12 protein-coding genes are annotated in these 18523 nt (G+C 62.5%); 7 read left to right on the top strand and 5 right to left on the bottom strand.

The features are described from left to right. Positions 1 to 322 precede the first annotated feature (322 nt). Together HB675_RS07685 and tadA are read left to right on the top strand one after the other, a co-directional pair. Positions 323 to 2920 (top strand): membrane-targeted effector domain-containing toxin, encoded by a 2598-nt coding sequence (locus HB675_RS07685; protein WP_213877270.1) that lies wholly within the window; start codon positions 323 to 325, stop codon positions 2918 to 2920. Positions 2921 to 3029: 109 nt separating this feature from the next. Further along, on the top strand, positions 3030 to 3521 hold the full coding sequence (gene tadA, locus HB675_RS07680; RefSeq protein WP_213877268.1) for a tRNA adenosine(34) deaminase TadA: 492 nt from the start codon (positions 3030 to 3032) through the stop codon (positions 3519 to 3521). Positions 3522 to 3656: 135 nt separating this feature from the next. Here the strand turns inward: tadA and mltF are convergent, their stop codons facing one another. Then, a complete protein-coding gene (gene mltF / locus HB675_RS07675) occupies positions 3657 to 5120 on the bottom strand; it encodes a membrane-bound lytic murein transglycosylase MltF (protein ID WP_213877266.1) in 1464 nt (487 codons plus the stop codon). A gap of 283 nt (positions 5121 to 5403) precedes the next feature. Here mltF and purL point away from each other — a divergent pair, with 283 nt between their 5' ends. Next, positions 5404 to 9300, top strand: a complete 3897-nt coding sequence (purL, locus tag HB675_RS07670) for a phosphoribosylformylglycinamidine synthase (protein ID WP_213877264.1) — start codon at positions 5404 to 5406, stop codon at positions 9298 to 9300. Between the two features lie 3 nt (positions 9301 to 9303). Then, positions 9304 to 9615 (top strand): NGG1p interacting factor NIF3, encoded by a 312-nt coding sequence (locus tag HB675_RS07665; RefSeq protein ID WP_213877262.1) that lies wholly within the window; start codon positions 9304 to 9306, stop codon positions 9613 to 9615. A gap of 119 nt (positions 9616 to 9734) precedes the next feature. Here HB675_RS07665 and HB675_RS07660 read toward each other — a convergent pair whose 3' ends face one another. From HB675_RS07660 to HB675_RS07645, 4 genes are all read right to left on the bottom strand, one after another. Further along, positions 9735 to 14036 (bottom strand): hemagglutinin repeat-containing protein, encoded by a 4302-nt coding sequence (locus HB675_RS07660; RefSeq protein WP_213877261.1) that lies wholly within the window; start codon positions 14034 to 14036, stop codon positions 9735 to 9737. Between the two features lie 25 nt (positions 14037 to 14061). Further along, positions 14062 to 15723, bottom strand: coding sequence for a ShlB/FhaC/HecB family hemolysin secretion/activation protein (locus HB675_RS07655; protein WP_256737500.1), 1662 nt, complete (start codon positions 15721 to 15723; stop codon positions 14062 to 14064). A gap of 144 nt (positions 15724 to 15867) precedes the next feature. Then, positions 15868 to 16434, bottom strand: a complete 567-nt coding sequence (locus HB675_RS07650; protein ID WP_213877257.1) for a L,D-transpeptidase family protein — start codon at positions 16432 to 16434, stop codon at positions 15868 to 15870. A 26-nt stretch (positions 16435 to 16460) separates the two neighbouring features. Then, the gene (locus HB675_RS07645; RefSeq protein WP_213877255.1) at positions 16461 to 17015 is read right to left on the bottom strand and encodes an NUDIX hydrolase; all 555 of its coding nucleotides are present in this window, start codon (positions 17013 to 17015) and stop codon (positions 16461 to 16463) included. A gap of 129 nt (positions 17016 to 17144) precedes the next feature. Between HB675_RS07645 and HB675_RS07640 the strand changes: the two genes are divergently transcribed. The 3 genes from HB675_RS07640 to HB675_RS07630 are packed head-to-tail and all read left to right on the top strand — an operon-like array spanning position 17145 to position 18495. Continuing rightward, complete coding sequence (locus tag HB675_RS07640; RefSeq protein ID WP_213877253.1) at positions 17145 to 17750, top strand: CoA pyrophosphatase; 606 nt, start codon at positions 17145 to 17147, stop codon at positions 17748 to 17750. A gap of 26 nt (positions 17751 to 17776) precedes the next feature. After that, positions 17777 to 18301 (top strand): gamma carbonic anhydrase family protein, encoded by a 525-nt coding sequence (locus HB675_RS07635; protein ID WP_213877251.1) that lies wholly within the window; start codon positions 17777 to 17779, stop codon positions 18299 to 18301. Beyond that, positions 18301 to 18495 carry a DUF1289 domain-containing protein gene (locus HB675_RS07630; protein ID WP_213877250.1) on the top strand — a complete coding sequence of 65 codons (195 nt, stop codon included), beginning with the start codon at positions 18301 to 18303 and terminating at the stop codon, positions 18493 to 18495. The genes HB675_RS07635 and HB675_RS07630 overlap by 1 nt, the downstream gene beginning before the upstream one ends. The last annotated feature ends 28 nt before the right edge of the window (positions 18496 to 18523 follow it).

Genomic DNA, 18523 nt, shown 5'->3' with positions numbered 1-18523 from the left:
CGTTGAGAGGTGATCATGAGCCTTGCCAATCGACAGGCGTTTCTGATTTGGAGACATGCGAGCATCAGTCATACACTGGATGGTATATTTCATGGTTCTGAATTTGATTTATTTGTAACTAGTTGATTTAAAAGTGATTTAATCTACTGTTGATAATCGAGTGGGAATGATCCCCTCCCGTTGAACGCTCCCCAAAGCCGCACTGGCGCCCAGGCACTGTGCGGCTTTTTTGCACCCGAGTCCTGGACCTACATTTATATAAAGCCCGCAGGGACCCGCCGCTTCCGATACTTCGCGCTCTTTTATCGTTGCGGAGTTTCCCATGAGCACTCAAGCGTCTTTCTCCGACCTTGGCCAGCAGCTGAAGACTCTGGCCCGCGAGGCCGTCATCGAGCTGCCCGAGCTGTACCAGATGGCGTGGGATGTCGCGTCGCATCTACTCGCCACCCTGGGTGTGCAGGGCGACCCGAATGCCATTCACTGGCACCGCTTCGACAACAGCCAGTCCAGTCACCGTTCGTTTACCGGCTATGTCCACGTCGGGCCGCCCACCGAGTCGATGACGTTCACCGAGTTGGTCATGCAGCGCTTTCGCGTGGGTGATCAGGACAATGGTGATGTGTTGCAGGTGATGGGTGGTTTCTATCACGCGGATGCCGGTCAGCGCTTTTATGATGAGCACAGCGAGGTGCGGCTGCTCCCCGCTCAAGTGCTGAACGCGCTCTGGGAGGTGAATTTCAGCCAGGTTTATCATGGGCGGATGACGGCCTTCTGGGCGGCTCATACCGGGGCGGTGAGTGCGCTGATCAGGCTTAACTGTCTGGCTGCGGCGATACAGGCCTGCGAGGTGGGAGAGGTCAGTCGCCTGGAGGTGCAGCGGGTGTTCGATGGGCTGGGGGTCAGGCAGGCCATGGTACCTGTGCTGGCTGATTTTACCGGTGAGCACTCACCGCAGGGCCGTATCGACGTGCAGCGGTTGCGAGTGGCCGGGCACGATCTGGTCAGCGTGTTGTGTTTCGGCGATCCTGCGGGGGCGCGGCTGTTGTACCTGGCGGGGCGGCAGTCGGCGTTCGAGGCCTTTACCGACGAAGCAGCGTTGCAAGCGTGGTTGCACGTTCAGTTGCAGCATCCCGATAGCCGTGATCATCTGCTGGCCCATGGGCGTTTGCTGGGGCCGAGCGCAGCCTCGGCCAGAAGCGCGGCATTCGCGGCATTGGGCACGCGGTCGTTGGCTGCGGCGCGGAGCGAGCTGGAACTGCTGGCCATGACCGGCGATGCCGGTGCCTGGTTGTGCGAACAAACTCGCCAGCAGATGGCCGCCGAGGCCGACCTGCACCTGCGAGGCAATGGGGATTTGCGCAAGGATATGTGGGTCGGTTACCTGGGCGCCGGGTTGCGTGCGTTCGGTGCCGGGGCCATGGTGGCCTGGCCCGTGGCGCTGTTGGTGGTGGTGGCCAGTGGCGCAAAATTTGCGCTGCAGGTTGATCAGGCCGTCAATGCCAAGGACCCCCGGCGGCGCAGTGCCGCTATACTGGCTGCGGTGTTCAGCGGGATCGAGCTGCTGCTCAACCTCACCTTGCTGATCCCCGCGAGCCGGCCACTGACTTCAGAATTGCTACCTTTCCAGGCAGACCCCGCCATCGCGCCGCTGGCCCCGGCGCTGCCGGGAACCGACGGCGTGCTGATGCGCGAAGGGCTGCCGTATGCTCGTCTCGACGGCCGCCTTTATCAAATCCGTCGCGACCCTCGATTGGATTACTGGCTGATTGTTGATCCGCAGCGGCCGTTTGCCTTCAATGGCAATTATCCCGTGCGCTTTAATGAGCAGTTGCAGTGGGAACTGCTTGATCGTCCGTGTTTGCTGGGCGGTGGGCAGTGTCTTGGCAAAGGCGTGGCGGATTCGCAACTGCCAGACTTCCATGAAGCGTTTCAGTTGCCGACACCGCTTTACGAAGTGCCAGTGTCGGCGCGGGGCGCGGTGCGCGAGTTGTACCGGCCGGAATACCGCAACCTGCTGAGTGGCCTTGGGCTGGAGTCTGGACACCCCTTGGAAGCGACGTTGGCGATTGTGAATCGTCTGCGTGGCCAGCTGATCCAGGACTCGCTCGACTTTATCGAGCAGTGGCGGCGTAATCCCCGGCCCCGCTCGGCGTTGCTTGCGCCGGACAGTAGCCTGCCGGTGCCACTGGCTTTTCAGCGGCTGGTCCAGGAGAGCAGAGGGGTGGTGATTGGCGAATCGCACATCGCTACCTCCAGCAAGCGGTTGCTGATCGAGAACATGCACACCTTGGCCCGCGAAGGTGTGGACACCTTGTACATGGAGCACCTGATGAGTGACTTGCATCAGGTCTGGCTGGAAAAGCTTCGGCGCAGTGGCAACCTGCCAACCCGCCTGCAGGACTACTTGCGTGGGCTGGATCAAGGTCATGGCCTGGACATCACCAGCGAATACAGCTTCACGCGGCTGGTGCAAGCGGCGTGTCGCGAAGGCATCAAGGTGCGAGCGCTCGATTGCGCCGCCAGTTATCGCCTTGATGGCATGGACGACGTATTCGATCAAGTCGGCAGCACCCTGCGTCATCAGGTGTTCAGTTATTATGCCAGCCGAGTGATCGGTGTGCGGCAAGCGGCGTCCGGCGCCGGCAAGTGGGTCGCACTGGTGGGCAACACTCATGCTTCGACCTATAAAGGCGTACCAGGGCTGGCGCAGCTCGAAGATGTCTTGGCATTGCGGGTGGTCGACGCCGGCGCAGGGCAGGGGACCGGCATGACCCTCGATCCCGGTGAGTTCTTCCTGCCGTCCATGGGTCGCCCCGATGGCGTAGTGAGAGGCGACTGGCGGCTGGCGCTGCAGGTACGGGTGGAACCTTACGAGTACCTGGACCCCTCTCTGGCTCCGCCGGGTGTGGTCCGGCCCTGAGCCAGCGGGGCGCGGAGACCGTCATCAGGCCAATAACCCGCGTGTCCAGTGGGCGCGCGTAGCAGGTCATCCCAAGTCTGGGTGTAGCAGCAATCGAGGTTTCCCGACGTTGAAGCAAGTAAAGATCATTGATCGCAGCCGCGATGCCTTTTTCATGGGCGAGGCGCTGAAACGGGCCGCCGACGGCGCGCGCCTGGGCGAAGTGCCGGTGGGCGCTGTGGTGGTGCAGGACGGACAGATCATCGGCCAGGGGTACAACTGCCCCATCAGCGGTTCGGATCCCAGTGCCCATGCCGAGATGGTAGCGATCAGGGCGGCGGCCCAGGCGGCCAGCAATTATCGGCTGCCGGGCAGTACGCTGTATGTGACTTTGGAGCCGTGCAGCATGTGCGCCGGCTTGATCGTGCATGCGCGGATCGCGCGGGTGGTGTTCGGCGCACTGGAGCCCAAGGCGGGGGTGGCACAGAGCCAGGGGCAATTTTTCAGTCAGGGCTTTCTCAATCATCGGTTGCTGATCGAAGGGGGGGTGCTGGCCGAGGAGTGCGGGGCGATCTTGAGCGAGTTTTTCAAGGCGCGCAGGGCCAAGCCGTCAGTGTCTTGATTCGCTGGGCTGGATTTTCTGGATTTCAGCTCAAGGCCTGGTGGCGGGAGCAGGCCTTGCCGACCAAAAATCGTGCAGATCACCCTGGAATCTCCCGCAGGGTGAACCTGGGTCTGACACCCGTCCCGCAGCGATTCAACTCCCCGGCGGTGGGTCGGCCGGGGGTTTGGTCTTGTCTACGCCGGGCACGTGCAGGTTGCTCTCGGCCACTTGGCTGCCTTCGAGCTGCGGCTGGGTCACCCAGGTGAGGATGTCATAGTAGCGACGAATGTTGGCCACGAAACTCACCGGTTCGCCGCCGCGGGCGTAGCCATAGCGAGTCTTGCTGTACCATTTCTTCTCCGCCAGGCGCGGCAGCATCTTCTTCACGTCCAGCCACTTGTTCGGGTCCAGACCTTCGTTTTGCGCCAGTTTGCGCGCGTCATCAAGGTGGCCGGTGCCGACGTTATAGGCGGCGAGTGCGAACCATGTTCGGTCCGGTTCGGCGATTTTCTCGTCGAGCTGGTCCTTGATCGTCGCGAAATACTTGGCGCCGCCGGCGATGCTCTGGTGCGGGTCCAGGCGGTTGGAAACGCCCATGGCCTGGGCGGTGTTCTGAGTCAGCATCATCAGCCCGCGCACGCCGGTCTTGGACGTCACGGTGGCCTGCCACATGGATTCCTGGTAGCCGATGGCTGCCAGCAGTCGCCAGTCGACCTTCTCATCCTTGCCGGTAGCCTCGAAGTGCTTCTCGAACTTGGGCAGACGTTGCTGCAGATGTTGGGCAAAAGTATAGGCGCCGACGTAGCCGAGGACGTCGACATGGCCGTAATAACGATCCTTGAGACGCTGCAGTTCGCCGTTCTTCTTGACCTTGTCGATGTACTTGTTGATCTCGTCGAGCAGGCTGGTGTCTTCCCCCGGCGCCACGGCCCAGCGCTGGTCGCGGGCGTCCCCCAGGTCGAAGGCGACCCGCACGTTGGCGAAATACACCTGGTTCATCGCCACTTCGTTGGAATCGACCAGGGTGATGTCGATCTGGCCTTCATCCACCATGCGCAGCAGGTCGACCACCTCCACGGCGTCAGACTCTTCCCATTGCAGAGCGGGGTACTGTTTTTTCAGCTCGGCCAGTTGCTCGGCGTGGCTGCTGCCCTTGAGCACCATGATTTTCTTGCCCACCAGGTCCGCCGCGCTGGTCGGACGTGACTGACCGTTGCGGTAGATCACCTGGGGGCTGACTTCCAGGTAGGGGTGGGAGAAGCGTGCCTGCTGCTGGCGCGAGGTTGTGCTCACCAGGCCGGCGGCTGCCAGCACCGGGCCGTTGGGCTGGTCGAGGCGGCCGAAGACGTCGTCGAGGTTGTCGGCGGTCTCGATCTTCAGTTCCACGCCCAAATCGTCGGCGAAATGCTTCACCAGCTCATATTCGAAGCCAGTCTCGCCGTTACGATCCTGGAAATAGGTCGCCGGGCTGTTGCGGGTGACCACGCGCAGCACGCCTTCTTCCTTTATGCGTTCCAGGGTGCTGGGTTTATCCACGCAGCCATGGAGCAGGAAGAGCATTGCAGCTGCGATGAACCACTTGGCACCGCGCGGTCGTAGGGCAATTGGGGAGGGCATGGCGTGCAGTATACGCAAAGCACTCGCGCCGCCATATCTCGACAGAACGGAGCGAGTCTGCTAGCGAGTCCGCGCGGTGATTTCCCTGTAATTAATGGATCATTCACACCCGTTACGGTAAGTTTTCCTACAGTGCAACGCGGCGCATGCCCTTGTTTTTGTGACCTGCGCGCACCAATGGTCTGCGCCCGACGTGCCAATTGCCGTTTCGGATGCCGTGGGCGGCGGTTTACGCTAGAATGCACGGCCTCAAAGCACACCCCTTCCCGAGGCTGTCCCGAAGATGTTGATCCTGCGCGGCGCTCCTGCCCTTTCTGCCTTTCGCCACGGTAAATTACTCGAGCAATTGGCCCAGAAAGTCCCTGCTGTCAGTGGCTTGTATGCTGAATTCGCCCATTTCGCCGAGGTGACTGGCGAGCTGTCCGGTGACGAACAGCACGTACTGGTTCGACTGCTGAAATACGGCCCCAGCGTGCCGGTCCAGGAGCCAACCGGGCGGTTGTTCCTGGTCATGCCACGTTTTGGCACAATTTCGCCGTGGTCGAGCAAGGCGAGCGACATCGCTCACAACTGCGGGTTGGCCAAGGTGCAGCGCCTGGAGCGCGGCATTGCTTTCCATGTGGCCGGGCAGTTCAGCGAAACCGACGCGCAGCTGATCGCCGACGTGCTGCACGACCGCATGACCCAGATCGTGCTGGCCCGGCTGGATGACGCGGCAGGGCTGTTCAGCCACGCCGAACCCAAGCCGCTGACCGTCATCGATGTGCTGGGTGGTGGCCGTGCCGCGCTGGAAAAAGCCAACGTCGAACTGGGCCTGGCCCTGGCCGAGGACGAGATCGATTACCTGGTCACCGCCTTCCAGGGCTTGGGGCGCAACCCCCATGACATCGAGTTGATGATGTTCGCCCAGGCCAACTCCGAGCACTGCCGTCACAAGATCTTCAACGCCAGTTGGGACATCGACGGTCAGGAACAGGAAAAAAGCCTGTTCGGCATGATCAAGAACACCTACCAGATGCACAGCGAGAACGTGCTCTCGGCCTACAAGGACAACGCCTCGGTCATCGTTGGCAGCGTCGCCGGGCGCTTCTTCCCGAACCCTGATACCCGCCAGTACGGTGCGGTGCAGGAGCCGGTGCATATCTTGATGAAGGTCGAGACCCACAACCACCCGACCGCGATCGCGCCGTTTCCCGGTGCCTCGACGGGTTCCGGCGGCGAAATTCGTGACGAGGGTGCGACCGGCCGTGGCGCCAAGCCCAAAGCCGGCTTGACCGGCTTCACTGTGTCCAACCTGAACATTCCCGGTTTCGAACAGCCTTGGGAAAAGCCCTACGGCAAGCCCGAGCGCATCGTCACTGCCCTGGACATCATGATCGACGGCCCACTGGGTGGCGCCGCGTTCAACAACGAATTCGGCCGTCCGGCCCTGACCGGTTACTTCCGTACCTTCGAGCAATCGATCACCACCCTGCACGGCGATGAAGTACGCGGTTACCACAAGCCGATCATGCTGGCCGGCGGCATGGGCAACATCCGCGCCGAACACGTGCAGAAAGGCGAAATCACCGTGGGTTCCAAGCTCATTGTGCTGGGCGGCCCGGCGATGCTCATCGGTCTGGGCGGCGGCGCCGCCTCGTCCATGGCCACCGGCACCAGCTCGGCCGACCTGGACTTCGCCTCGGTGCAGCGCGAGAACCCGGAAATGGAACGCCGTTGCCAGGAGGTCATCGACCGCTGCTGGCAGCTGGGCGAGCGCAACCCTATCAGCTTTATCCATGACGTCGGCGCGGGCGGTCTGTCCAACGCCTTCCCGGAGCTGGTCAACGATGGCGGCCGCGGTGGCCGTTTCGAACTGCGCAACGTGCCTAACGACGAGCCTGGCATGGCGCCGCTGGAAATCTGGAGTAACGAATCCCAGGAGCGCTACGTGCTGGCCGTGGGCATGGCCGACTTCGAGCGTTTCCAGGCCATCTGCGAGCGCGAGCGTTGCCCGTTCGCGGTGGTTGGCGAAGCGACCGCGGAGCCACAACTGACCGTGACCGACAGCCACTTCGGCAACAGCCCGGTGGACATGCCGCTGGAAGTCCTCCTCGGCAAGGCACCGCGCATGCACCGCAGTGCCGTGCGCGAACAGGAGCTGGGCGATGATTTTGACCCGAGTGCCCTGAGCCTCACGGACAGCATCGAGCGCGTCCTGCATCACCCGGCCGTGGCCAGCAAGAGCTTCCTGATCACCATCGGCGACCGAACCATCACCGGCCTCGTGGCCCGCGACCAGATGGTGGGTCCGTGGCAGGTTCCGGTGGCTGACGTGGCCGTCACCGCCACCAGCTTCGACGTCTACAGCGGCGAAGCCATGGCCATGGGCGAGCGCACCCCGCTGGCCCTGCTGGATGCTCCGGCATCGGCACGCATGGCGGTCGGTGAAACCCTGACCAACATCGCCGCCTCCAGCATCGGCAAGATTTCCGACATCAAACTTTCGGCCAACTGGATGTCGGCCGCCGGCCACCCCGGTGAAGACGCTCGCCTGTATGACGCGGTCAAGGCCGTGGGCATGGAGTTGTGCCCGGCACTGGGCATTACCATCCCGGTGGGCAAGGACTCCATGTCCATGAAGACCCGCTGGAGCGAAGAGGGCGTGGAGAAGAGCGTGACCTCGCCGCTGTCGCTGATCATCACCGGCTTCGCCCCCGTGCTGGACATCCGCAAGACCCTGACCCCGCAACTGCGCCTGGACAAGGGCGAAACCGATCTGATCCTCATCGATCTGGGCCGCGGTCAGAACCGCATGGGCGCCTCGATTCTGGCCCAGGTTCACGGCAAGCTGGCCAGCCAGGCACCGGACGTCGATGACCCCGAAGACCTCAAGGCCTTCTTCGCAGTGATTCAGGGCCTTAACGCCGACGGTCACCTGCTGGCCTATCACGACCGTGCCGACGGTGGCTTGCTGACCACCGCTGTGGAGATGGCGTTCGCCGGCCACTGCGGCCTGGACCTGCAACTGGATGCCCTTGCGCACTCTCGTGAAGAGGTCAACGCGCTGCTGTTCAACGAAGAGCTGGGGGCCGTGATTCAAGTGCGTCAAGGCGCAACCGCCGACGTGCTGACGCAATTCAGCGCTGCCGGTCTGGGCGACTGCGTGTCGGTGGTCGGCCGTCCGGTCAACAACGGCGAGGTGACGATCCGTTACAACGACGAGATCATCTTCGAAGCCCAGCGTCGTCTGATGCAGCGTCAATGGAGCGAAACCAGCTACCAGGTGCAGAAGCTGCGCGACAACGTCGACTGTGCCGAGCAGGAATTCGACGCTCTCCTGGAAGAAGACAACCCGGGCCTGAACGTCAAACTGTCGTTCGACGTCAACCAGGACGTGGCCGCACCGTACATCAAGAAGAATGTGCGCCCGCTAGTGGCGGTGCTGCGCGAGCAGGGCGTCAACGGCCAGGTCGAAATGGCCCAGGCCTTCGACCGTGCCGGCTTCAATGCCATCGACGTGCACATGAGCGATATCCTCGCCGGCCGTGTCGACCTCAACGAGTTCAAGGGGCTGGTGGCCTGCGGTGGCTTCTCCTACGGTGACGTGCTGGGTGCGGGCGAGGGCTGGGCCAAGTCGGCGTTGTTCAACAGCCGCGCCCGGGATGCGTTTCAGGGCTTCTTCGAGCGCACCGACAGCTTTACCCTCGGCGTGTGCAACGGTTGCCAGATGATGTCCAACCTTCACGAGCTGATCCCCGGCAGCGAATACTGGCCCCATTTTGTGCGCAACCGGTCGGAGCAGTTCGAGGCCCGCGTGGCCATGGTTCAGGTGCAGGAGTCGAATTCGATCTTCCTGCAGGGCATGGCCGGTTCGCGCATGCCGATCGCCATCGCCCACGGTGAAGGCCATGCCGAGTTCCAGAATGAAGAGGCATTGCTGCAAGCGGATCTGTCCGGTTGCGTGGCCCTGCGTTTCGTCGATAACCACGGCAAGGTGACCGAGAAGTACCCGGCTAACCCGAACGGCTCGCCGCGCGGGATCACCGGCCTGACTAGCCGCGACGGCCGCGTGACTATCATGATGCCGCACCCTGAGCGGGTCTTCCGTGCGGTGCAGAACTCCTGGCGCCCGGATGACTGGAACGAAGATGCCGCATGGATGCGCATGTTCCGCAACGCGCGAGTCTGGGTGAACTGAGGCGTGTACAAGCTGGCCTTCTTCGTTCCGCCCAGCCATGTGGCGGCCGTCAAGGAGGCCGTCTTTGCCGCCGGTGGCGGCCGGATCGGTGACTACGACTGCTGCGCCTGGCAGGCCCTCGGCCAAGGCCAGTTTCGTCCGCGGGAGGGCAGCCAGCCCTTCATCGGACAGACCGGTGTGGTGGCGCAGGTCGAGGAGTGGAAAGTCGAATTGGTGGTTGCCGATGACGTGATCGTGGGGGTGGTCCGGGCCTTGAAGGAGGCTCATCCCTATGAGACGCCGGCTTACGAGGTGTGGCGGCTGGCCGAGTTCTAGCGGTATTGCGCGGTGCTGTCGTCGCAGGTAAGCCTTGCTCCTGCAGAGTGATCTCGGCATGGATTACACCCTGTGGGAGCAGGCCTTGGCCGCGTTGGCCTTTACACGGTGTCAAGCCATCAATCGATACTCGACTTCAACACCTGCACCGTGTCATGCCCTCCCGCTCGGATCAGCCCCAGATCCAGCGACGTCTCGCCACTGATCTTGCGTTTGGCCGCCTCGATGATGCCCTGCGTCAGGTCGACCGGCGCGTTGCTCAAATCCACAATCGCTTCAGCGCGATAATCGCTGCCTGACAGCGTCTCCAGCTTGACCGAACTGCCACCCAGAGCGACCTTGCCCGCGACGGCATTGATCGCCGCGCCGCTCAGACGGGTCCCGCCGCCAACGTTCAAGTCAATGCTGTCCATGGCCTTGATCCCGGACGCCTGACCCACGGTGTTGCGGTCCTGCTTGATCACCGAAATGTCCAGGCTTGGGGTGATCCCGGTATCGAACAGTTGGATCTTCCTGCCTGCGTGTTCCTTGACCTTGGCCGCAGCGGGCCCTGCAAACGCGCTGACGCCATTGATCAACCCCTGCGGATTCTTCTCGCTGCTCAGGCGTGCATCGCCGTCGATTTTCAGGCTGTTGACCTGATCCTGGCGGCTTTCGACGATGAGGTCACCGCCAATCGTGCCGGTCATCCGCTCGGCCGCCAGATTGGCCCCCGATAGCCGCACGTCCTCGCGGCTATCGACGTTCAGAATGCCGTCGGCGCGCAGCTGGGTGTTGCTGTGGGTGGTGCTGGCGATGCGGTCCAGGTTCAGCGTGGCGCGGGCGAACCCGGCGTGGGTATTGGTGCTCGCGTCCTGATTGCGGCTGGCGTTCATGCCCAGGCCGCCCGCGGCGCTCAGGTTGTCGCGTGTTTCGGTGGTGGTGGCCGCCTCGATCAATACGCCACCGTTGCGCGCGTTCAGGTCGATAGCCCCGGCGTTGGCATGCAAGCCCTGAATTGTCAGCGCGTCATTGCCGCGAGCAGCGGCGCCCAGATGGGTGGCTGCTGTGCTGTGAAAATCACCTCCCGCCAAAGTCCGCGAGCCTTCGTCGAGTTTGCCCATGGTGATGCTGCCACCCAGGCCACCGCCTTGGCCGGTGCTGCTGTGGCTGACGGTGGGTTGCAGGCCGCCGCCGATCTTGCGTCCGCTGAGGCTGTGGGTATCGACCGAGGCCAGCAGCCCGGTCCTGCCGTCGGCAGAGAAATCGATACTGGCCACCTTCGCCTCTTTCGAGCCAATACGCCCACCTTCCATGCGCAGGTTTTGCCCAGCCTTGGCGGTCATTGCGCCTTGGCCGTCGAACTGTACGGTTCGTGCATGGCTATCATCGCCGGTCTGCTGGCTGTACTGGCCGATGCCGCTGCCGCCGAACGATTTGCCCGCGGCCGGGCTGCTGCCGCCCTTGGCCCAGGCACTGCCATCAATGAGGACTTCATCCAGGTGTTGGCGGTCGTTGGCCTGAGCAAAGTCCAGCGAGCCTCCGGCCTTGATGGTCACGTCGCCGGTGCCGCCATTGAACGCGCTGCCTTCGTAACGTCCGTCGGTCCCCAGCTGAACTTGCAGGCCGGTGGCGCCGCTGAGGCTGCCGACCACGGCGGTCTCGTGGCGGGTGGTGCGGTCGATCGAGCTGCCAAGCCCACTGAGGCGGACATTGAGATCGGCGCCGGTGTTGCTGTCCACGCGTACGCCACCTTCGATGTCCAGACGCTTGAGCTGGGTTTCGCTGACATTGGCCACCGTCAGTTGCTCGTGTTGCCCTGCCTGGACTCGGGCTGTGCCGCCCGTGGCGACGTATTGCGTCGCGTGATCGCGCAACAGCTCGGTGCCTTGGACGTCGATTGTCTGGCCTTGGAAGCGGGTGACCTGTGCGGTGCTGTCAAACTGATCCGTAGCGCGCTGCTTATAGCTCAGATCCAGGTCGGCGCCCAGGCTCGGCGGGGCAAGGGCGTCTTCTACGCCAGGCTGCTGGAAGCGCGCCTGCTCCTCGCCCAGCACCAGTTTTTCGATCGGCCGGGTGAGGTCACGGTATTCCAGGCTGGCCCCAAGGCTGCCTTTCCACTGACTGCTTTCTCGCGTTTCGCGAACGCTGTCGGTGGCTTCGCGATTCTCGGCGCTGTCGAAGGTCGCAATCAGTTCGCCGCCAGTGGTGATCCGGGTGCCCTCGTTGGTCAGCTTCTTCGTCTCCAGCGTCAGCCCTGCGGGGGCATTGATGCTTGAGACTACGGCCTTGGTGGTATCGAGGGTGACCTTCTCGTGGCTGGTATGACCCTCGAATGCGCTGCTCAGGCGGTCGATGCCGCCGCCCACTTGCAAGCTGCCGCCGGCCTGGGTATTGACGGTTTCTACTGTCTCGCGGTCGCGGCTGGCCAGCAGGTTGATGTGCGGTGCGGTGACCGTGGCCTTGCCTGTCTCGGAATTCAGGCTTGAGCCGGTGACGTTAAGCGCTGCTTCGCTGTTGACGTTCACGGTGCCGCCTTTGAGCGCAGCGCCGCGGTGCTCGGTCTTGCGAATGCCCTGAGCAGTACGGGTCACGTTGTAGCCGACACCGGCCGTGTATTGCCGTGAGTCGGGTTTGCCGTCCTGGGCGTCCTTGGTCTGGCTCGCGTTGGCGGTGAAGCCGCGTTCCTGTGTGGTGTGATTGACCTCGCTCTGCTCGGCACTGGCCAGCACATTGATCGGCCCCTTGGCTTTGACTTCCAGCAGGCCTCCCGCTGTGGCGTTGGAGCCGATGATGGTCAGCTCTCCGTCGCTCACTAGATGTTGCGAGCCGTTGGCGACGATCTGGCTGCCTTCGCTGTGTGCCTGGCGACCGGTGTCGTTGCTCTTGCGATTCTTGAAGACGCCGCCGAGGGCGTCGCCGCGTGATTCGCGATGGCGGGAGGAGTCTTCAAGCTCCACCGAGTCGACCAGGATCTTTTCCCCCGCCTTGATCCGCAGGGCGCCTTCACTGCGCACGTTGCTGCCGCGCACGTGCACGATGGTGTCACTTTGCAGATCGATTTCAGCCGCCTTGAGCGAGCTACCGGCAACGGTTTCCACCACCGTGTGGCGGTCACTATTGCCGCGCCACAAGTGCTTGCGATGGCGCACGGTTTCGGTCAGCTCGCTGCGATCGGCACGCCCGTCGATGAGTATTTCATCGCCGGCCTTGGCGCTCAGACGCCCGCCGGCTTCGAGGCGAGAGGCGCTGACGTCGATGCGCCCGCCGGCATCCAAGGCGATGTCCCCCGTTGCCACCCATTGGCTGCCGGTGTGTTCGACGTACTCTTGATTGCGGACCTTGGAGAACTCCTCTGTCGGAATGAACCAGGCCTTTTTCTTGTATTGTTCACGCCGCTCTTCCAGGCGTCGGGCAATGGCGGCGTCAACACGGAGGTTCTTGCCGGCGCTGCCGCGAATGTTGCGGCCGGAGATATCGACGGCGGTCAACGTCAGGTCATCCTTGGCGTTCAGTAGTACGTCGCCGCTGCCCCCTTCGAGGGTGGAGCGTTGTACCCGAGTAACGCCTTCGCCACGACCATTGATGCTCCCGGCGCTTTTCACGCTGACGCCCTCGCGCGACAGCATTTCTTCGGGCAGGCGCACGCCGGCGCCCTGGGTGGTGCTGACGATACGGATCCGCTGGCCCATCATGGCGCCAAGCAATTGAGCGTCCACCGGCGGCCGGGAAGGGTCGTGGGCAGCGGTTTCCCGTATCTCGCCGCCTTTGTGGGCGATACGGTTGTTGCCGAGGATCAGGGTGACATCGCCCTTGCCAGACACAGGACCGGTTTGCTCTATATAGGGCGTCAGCAGGTCGACTGCGCCGCTCTCGTGGTCGACGCCATTGCTGCCGACGATCACCTTGCCCTGGCTGTGCAAGGTGCTCAGAGACTGGATCTGGCCATCGACCATCTCTGGTTTGCCCACCAGGAAGGTCATCTGGGCGATATTGATGAAGCTGGCACCGTTGACCACGATGCCGTTGGGGTTGGCGAGGATGTAGTCAGCCTTCTGGCCGAAAATCTCCTGGGGCCCCAGCACGTTGGTGGTGTTGAAACCGACCACTTCATTGATGATCGCGCTGGCCGCGTGGCCCTGAAACTGCGCGTTGGCTTGCAGCACGCCCGCCAGCACAGACTCGCCGGCCTGCAAGGCATTGTTGAGCACGGCGCCCTGCTCGCCGACGTTGAATTCCAGGTATTGATTATGGGAAACGCCGTGGCCATTCGGGGCGACGATATCGATGACCGGGATGCCATGGGCATCGGAGATCATCGGCGTGCCGCCGGGGCCGGGCGTGGCGATGGTGGGATCGGCCGAGGCGGCCAGGGTCGGGGCCAGCAAGGCAGCGGAAATAATCCAGCGCAGGCGATCGGGACGAAGGCTCGTTGAGGTCATTTTTATTTCTCTTGTGGGTGACGGATCAAAGGGCGAAGGAGAGTTCGGTGAGCCAGAAGCCGGGTTCGAGCCGGATGGCGTGGCTGTTGCGAAGGGCGTGTTGGTAGGACAGGCGCAGGCGGCTATCTCGCCAGTGAAGGGTGACGCCCGCAGTCGCTCCAGCCAAGCGCTGGACCGATGGCACAAGTTTCGCGTCCTGGTGGTGATGTTTGGCGACGGCTGCATCCAGTCCCAGGAACGGGACGATTTCGCCTATAGGCATCCGCAGGCCTGGCAAGGTCAATGTCGACTGCCAAACGATACCGCTGGCGCTATTGGCACTCGTGTCCCTGAAGCCGCGAACAGCACCGGGTCCAGTCAGGCCCAGGTGTTCCAGGTCTGGCAGACGGTCAGAACTGTATTGAGCATCGAGCTGGCTGATCAAAAACCAAGGCCGGCTCAAGCCCTTGCCACGCACCTGCCAGCGACCGCTCACGTGGTACTTCTCGAAACGTGGTTCTACGTCGTTGGCAAACCTGGCCGCTCCCTTGAGGCCCCAGGCGTAGCTACCTCCCAGCGTCCACATGGACTGACCGAACCTTGTTTCTTCTCCGATCAGGATCGCACTCAGGCCTATATCGGCTCTCTCGAGGTCCAGTGCCTGATGACGCATGACGAACTCGCCGATGCGGTTCGCTCGTTTTTGGTGCGACCATTTCAGATGGCCATTGATCAGGCTTTGTCCGTCTCGCCACAAGACCCGATCCACGTTCACGCTTTGCCCCGCCAGCTCGCTGTGCAAGAACTGGGAGCGTTGTGTCAGCAGCGAATCGGACTCGGACCGTATGGCATCGGCGCGCAGGGTCCAGCGCCCATAGGGTATTTGATAATTGACGGCCACCAGCCGCGACTCTCCAACCCCCTTCAATGACTGTGCGTAGGACAGGCCGATCAAGTCGTTGGAATGCGTGGGGCTGTCCAGGCTGACACTTAAGTGCGTCCTCTGTCTGGCCACACTATCACTGCCAGAGTTGGCCAACGAACCCTGCAACTGCCATCGCGAAGGCTTGCTCCGTGGGCGCACTACCACTCTGGACCCACCCTCGAATTCCCCCGGCCCCACATCCGCCGTCAAATCGAACGCCCGCAGCCGGTTGAGCTGATCCATCCCCTGTTCCAGGTCGCGCAGTTGCAACGGCTCACCCAGCATCCCGGGAAAGGCGCTGGACAGCGACAGCGGCAGGTCCGGGTCACTGATCTCGATGGCTTCGACAAAACCCTCGATGATCATGATCTCCAAGGGTTGCCCGTCCTCCGGCTGGCGAACCAGATAGGGCCGGCTGGACACATACCCGGCCTCCAGGTAGAGCGTCGTGATCGCCTTGAGCACTTGATTGATCTGACTCACGCCCATGCACGGTTGCAACCATGGGACAGCCACTGAGGTAATGCGAGCGCTGCTCAGGCGCTGGTTCCCCGTGATCTGCAAGCCGCTGACTTGCCAGCAGGCATGATCGGAACCGGCGAGCGTGTCGTCGGGCGCAGCCGGTGCTGGCGCGCTGCGCTTGAGCTGGCGCAGACGCTGCTCCAGCAGCCGTTCCTCATTTTCGCGCTGGTGCTCCTGATAGAGCCTCAGGCTTTCGTCGGCCCAGGCGAGTTGGGCCGGAACAATCGATAACAGGAGGCAGAGGCAGCAAGAGCGATTCATCAGCACCGTTTCCGAACAGGAGAACACTTCAGGTATCCAGACGGATGGATGCTAAAGGCTGATTCATCGCAGAGTGTTTATCCCGATCCGAGAACCGAGTAGGAAATTTCTTATAAAGCTATAGGAAATGTCTGAATCCGATGATCAGGGGCGAATATCGATCAAGGTCCCGTCCCGCACCAGGTTCCACACTTCGCGCATGTCATCGTTCTTCAAGGCGATGCAGCCGTCGGTCCAGTCCAGCGAGCTGAAGTACCACTCGGGGTAGTCGTTATCCACCGGTGTGCCGTGGAGCATGATCATGCCGCCAGCGGCCACGTTCTTGTCACGCGCCTGGGCGGCGTCGCGAATATTGGGGTAGGACAGGTGAATGGCCAGGTTGTAGCGGTCGCTGGTCTTGCGCCAGTCCAGCCAATAGAGACCCTCGGGGGTGCGCAGGTCGCCTTCACGCTCCTTGGGGCCGCGCGGAACTTTGCCCAGAGACACGTGGTAAGTCTTGAGTGCCTGACCGTGGCTGAGCAATTGCAGCTGGTGGGCCGATTTGATCACCAGTACTTTATCAATGGCCCCGGGAATGACCGGAGAGCTGGCTGGGGCGATCAACACCGGCGCACCGGCCGGGGCGACGGGTTTGCTGATGATTGTCTGAGTGAAGGAGGCCGAACACAGCGGAGCGCAGGTCAGACATAAAACGGCAAGCAACCAACGCATCAAGGCATGTTCCCGGGGTGATCGGCTCAGCTCTGTCGCGGGCGCGACAGCAAGGGCGGCAGGTACTCGTTGCGCACCGGGTAATGCTGGTGCGCACGGTCTGCGAAGAAGCATTCTAGAGTACGCCCGACCGTGGGGAAAGCCAGCTCGGCCCAGGGAATGGAACGTTCGTCGAACAGCTGCACTTCAAGGCTCTCGGGCCCCACGGCAAAGTCCAGGTCCACCAGCTGCGCGCGGAAGAACACATGCACCTGGCTGATGTGGGGCAGGTCGAACAGGGTGTACAGCTCAAGCCCGGAAACCCGCGCGCACGCCTCTTCGTCGGTTTCCCGGGCGGCAGCCTGTGCCAGGGTCTCGCCATTTTCCATGAACCCGGCCGGCAGCGTCCAGTAGCCCAGGCGCGGCTCGATGGCACGCCGGCACAGTAGCACCTGATCACCCCAGACCGGCACGCAACCGGCGACGATATTGGGGTTCTGGTAGTGGATCACGTCGCACTGGGTGCAGACGAACCGCAGGCGGTTATCGCCTTCGGGAATGCGCTGGGTCACCGGGTGACCGCACTGGCTGCAGAATTTCATGCTGGGCTTCCTGGGGGCTGGCTCTATCTTGCGGCCATCGGGCCGAACGTCGCAAGTCATGGGTCGAAGGGCTTGGGCGCTTCGCCGGTTTGGTGCATGATGCAAAGCAGCCCTTACTAGAGAGAAGCCATGCTGGACGAGCTGCTCCGACGTGTCAGTGAGTACGTACCCCACGATCTGGAAACCGAGGCCGACCGACGTTTCCCCGAGGCTGCCGTCCTGCTGCCCATTACCCGCAGTGACGAGCCCGAGCTGGTACTGACCCTGCGCGCGTCCGGCCTGTCCACCCATGGTGGCGAAGTGGCCTTTCCTGGCGGCCGTCGCGACCCCGAAGACCCTGACCTGATGTTCACCGCCCTGCGCGAGGCCGAAGAAGAGATCGGCCTGCCTCCGGGCCTGGTGGAAGTGCTGGGGCCGCTCAGTCCGTTGGTGTCCAAGCATGGCATCAAGGTCACACCCTACGTCGGGGTGATCCCTGATTTTGTCGAGTACCGCCCCAACGATGCCGAGATTGCCGCCGTGTTCAGCGTTCCGCTGGCGTTTTTCCGCCAGGATCCGCGCGAGCACACCCACCGTATCGATTACCAGGGCCAGAGCTGGTATGTGCCGAGCTATCGCTACAAGGGCTACAAGATCTGGGGATTGTCCGCGATCATGATCGTCGAGTTGATAAACCTGCTGTACGACGCCGACATCAGCCTTCACCGACCACCGCGACACTACCCCCCTTTCTAAAAACAATCCCATCGAGGCCAACCGTCATGAAATATCGCCTGGGCGATGCTCGTGTAGAAACCCATCCCCTGAGCTGGACAGCGCCCACCGCCACACTGATCGGCCGCGTGCGGCTGCAGGCCAATGCCAGCGTCTGGTTCGGCGCTGTACTGCGGGGCGACAACGAATTGATCGACATTGGCGAGAACAGCAATGTCCAGGATGGCACCGTGATGCATACCGACATGGGCTCGCCGCTGACCATCGGCAAGAACGTGACCATCGGTCACAACGCCATGCTGCACGGCTGTACCGTGGGGGACTGCAGCCTGATCGGCATCAATGCGGTGATCCTGAACGGCGCGAAGATCGGCAAATACTGCATCATCGGCGCCAACGCCTTGATTGCCGAAGGCAAGGACATCCCGGACGGCTCGTTGGTGATGGGCTCGCCCGGCAAAGTGATACGCGAACTCACCGATGCGCAGAAACAGATGCTCGAAGCCAGTGCAGCTCATTACGTGCAAAACGCCCAACGCTATGCTCGCGATCTCGCGCCTCAGGACGAATGATGAATACCCCCGAACGGCCGGTTCGCTCGCCGTGCATCAGTATTTGCGCGCTCGACGAGCAGGATATCTGCACCGGCTGTCAGCGCACGGCAGACGAAATCACTCGCTGGGGCCGCATGCAAAACGACGAACGGCGGGAGGTGCTGCGCCGGTGTCATGAGCGCGCAGTGGCCCAAGGCATCATGATGCCGTAGGGGCGCGCGTAATCATGTAAAATACGCG

Origin of the sequence: Pseudomonas sp. dw_358, from assembly GCF_018449655.1 — a bacterium.
Taxonomy (GTDB): domain Bacteria; phylum Pseudomonadota; class Gammaproteobacteria; order Pseudomonadales; family Pseudomonadaceae; genus Aquipseudomonas.
This window is presented reverse-complemented; position numbering and strand designations above follow the sequence as displayed.